Source organism: Streptomyces ossamyceticus, from assembly GCF_001418475.1.
Lineage (GTDB): Bacteria > Actinomycetota > Actinomycetes > Streptomycetales > Streptomycetaceae > Streptomyces > Streptomyces ossamyceticus.
Window position 1 is genome coordinate 1 of the sequence record NZ_LIQX01000860.1, and the last position, 2,680, is coordinate 2,680.

The following is a 2,680-nucleotide window of genomic DNA, read 5'->3' on the forward strand; positions in this document are numbered from 1 at the left end:
GGCACGGTGGGCACGGTGGGCGCGGACCCTTGAGCGGGCACGGTGGGCACGGTGGGCACGGTGGGCGCGGCCGGTGGGGTGGCGGGACCGTCGGTCATGGCAGGAACGCTCTCTTGTCGCCTGCTGATGGGACGAGGTCGATTTTGTATGTAGAGATGACAAAAATCTCCACTAATCACTCAACGTGATGCGTGCCACAGCGAGTGACACCAGCGGATACCGCCGTCCCATACCGCCGTCCCCAACCGCAGCCCCATACAGCCGTCCCACCCACCACCCTTGTCACCCGACCCGCCCGCTATGTTCGAGCCGTTCATCCGACATTCGGAGCTGGCATGCAGAAGACAGACGAACCGGCCGAGGAGACGGCGGCGGCGGTGAGAGCGGCCCAAGCGAAGGCGCCCGACTCGAACACGCCCGAGGACACGCCCGAGGACACGGCCGAGCACTCCTGGCCCCGCCACTGGCTCCTCCTGCTCCTCGGCGCGGCCGTCGTCCCCGGTGCCGTGCTGTTCCTCGTCGGGCGGGGGCTGGAGGAACCGGCCGTCGAGGCGTGGCGGACGGTGTGTCTGTCCATCGCCGTGCAGGCGCTGCCGTTCCTGCTGCTCGGTACGGCCCTGTCGGGGGCCATCAACGCGTTCGTACCGGCGAAGGCGTTCAGCCGGCTGCTGCCGTGCAACCCCGCCCTGGCGGTCCCGGTGGCGGGCGCCGCCGGAGTCGTCCTGCCCGGCTGCGAGTGCGCGTCCGTGCCGGTCGCGAACAGTCTGATACGTCGGGGGGTCGACCCGGCAGCCGCGTTCGCCTTCCTGCTGTCGGCCCCCGCTGTCAACCCGATCGTCCTGGTCGCCACCGCCGTCGCCTTCCCCGGCAGCCCCGAGATGGTGCTGGCCCGGCTGCTCGCCTCGCTCCTCACCGCCGCCTCGATGGGCTGGCTGTGGCTGTGGCTGGGCCGCGCCGAGTGGCTGAAGCCGGTCCCCCGCCACACGGGACACCAGGTGGGGCGCAGCCGCTGGACGGAGTTCCGGCTCGGCTTCCAGCACGACTTCCTGCACGCGGGCGGCTTCCTGGTGGTAGGCGCGATGGCGGCGGCCACCTTCAACGTCGTGGTCCCGCGTTCCGTGCTCGACACCTTCGCCGACTCGCCCTGGCTCTCGGTGCTGTTCCTCGCCGGGCTCGCCATCCTCCTGTCGGTCTGCTCCGAGGCCGACGCCTTCGTCGCCGCCTCCCTCTCCGGCTTCTCGCCCCTCGCGCGGCTCACGTTCATGGTGGTCGGGCCGATGGTCGACCTGAAGCTGATCGCCCTCCAGACAGGCACGTTCGGCCGGGCCTTCGCGCTCCGCTTCTCCGCCGCGACCGTCGTCGTGGCGATCCTCGCCAGCGCCCTGATCGGAGGCGTCCTGCTGTGAAACGACCTCTCCAGGCCCTCCTGCTCCTCGTCAGCGGTCTCGGCCTGCTCCACGCGACGGTGTTCACGGACCTCTACCTCAGATACGTGAAGGAGGGCATGCGCCCTCTGCTCATCGCCTCGGGAGCCGTGCTGCTCCTGCTGGGCGCGGCGGAGGCGTGGTCGCTCCGCAAACCGACCGCCCCCACCCTGAACGACGCGCAAGCCGCCCCCGACCACACCGCCCAGCCCCACCAAGCCCATGAAGAGACGGATCACAGTCACCACGCCCATGACCACGCCCATGACCACGCCCATGACCACGACCACAGCCACAGCCACGGTCATGACCACTCCACCCCGCCCCGCATAGCGTGGCTCCTCCTGCTCCCCGCCCTGAGCCTGCTCTTCTACGCGCCGCCGGCCATCGGCGCGTACAGCGCGTCCCGTGAGGCGCCGAAGGCCGTGGCGGTGAAGGACCAGGACGAGTTCGATCCGCTCCCCGCGACGTCACCGCTGCCGATGACCCTCACGGACTTCACCAGCCGTGTGCAGCAGGACCGGGCGAAGGCCATCGAGGGGCGGGTGGTCCGGATGACCGGTTTCGCGACGCCCGACGGCAGCGGCGACGGCTGGTACCTGACCCGTTCGATCTTCAGCTGCTGCGCGGCGGACACCCAGTTCGTGAAGGTCCGCGCCCACGGCACCCCGGCCCCGTCCGCGGACACCTGGGTCACGGTCACCGGCACCTGGCACGTCGGCGGCACCCTCGGCACGAACTCCGCCGACGTCGCCCTCGACGTCCGCACGATCGAGAAGGTCCCCCGCCCGACGAACGGCTACACGGACGCCCTTCCACCCCTGGCCGACTGATACCCCGCCCGCATACCCCGCCCGCATCCGACCTCGGAGAGTAGAACGGTGCTCCCCTTCTTCGTCTACGGCACGCTGCGCCCCGGCGAGCACAACCACGACCTCTTCCTCCGGGGCCGTACGAGTTCCGAGGAACCTGCGACGATGCGGGGCCTGGCGCTCTACGACGGCCCCGGCTACCCGTACGCCGTCGAGGCCCCCGGCGAAGCGGCCGTGGTGAAGGGCGACCTGGTCACGGCCCGCCCCGAGACGTACGCGGCGCTTCTGCGATCCCTGGACCACCTGGAGGAGTACAGCCCCGGTGCCCCCACGAACCTGTACGAACGGGTCCGCCGCGCCGCGGTCCTCGCCGACGGCACGTCCGTGCAGGCGTGGGTGTACGTCGCCGCGCCGACGGTCGCTGCGCGGCGACGTACACCCACG

Annotated in this window: 3 protein-coding genes; all 3 read left to right on the forward strand. The window is 70.9% G+C overall.

Translation table 11 applies throughout. From position 1 onward, the window contains the following. The first annotated feature begins 335 nt into the window (after positions 1–335). Entirely contained in the window at positions 336–1,406 is a 1,071-nt protein-coding gene (locus AOK15_RS39805; RefSeq protein ID WP_055523959.1) for a permease, read from the forward strand. Then, a complete protein-coding gene (locus AOK15_RS39810; RefSeq protein ID WP_055523962.1) occupies positions 1,403–2,257 on the forward strand; it encodes a TIGR03943 family putative permease subunit in 855 nt (284 codons plus the stop codon). The genes AOK15_RS39805 and AOK15_RS39810 overlap by 4 nt, the downstream gene beginning before the upstream one ends. Positions 2,258–2,305: 48 nt before the next feature. Next, positions 2,306–2,680: gamma-glutamylcyclotransferase family protein (locus AOK15_RS39815; protein WP_055523965.1), on the forward strand; the 375-nt coding region annotated here is incomplete at its 3' end.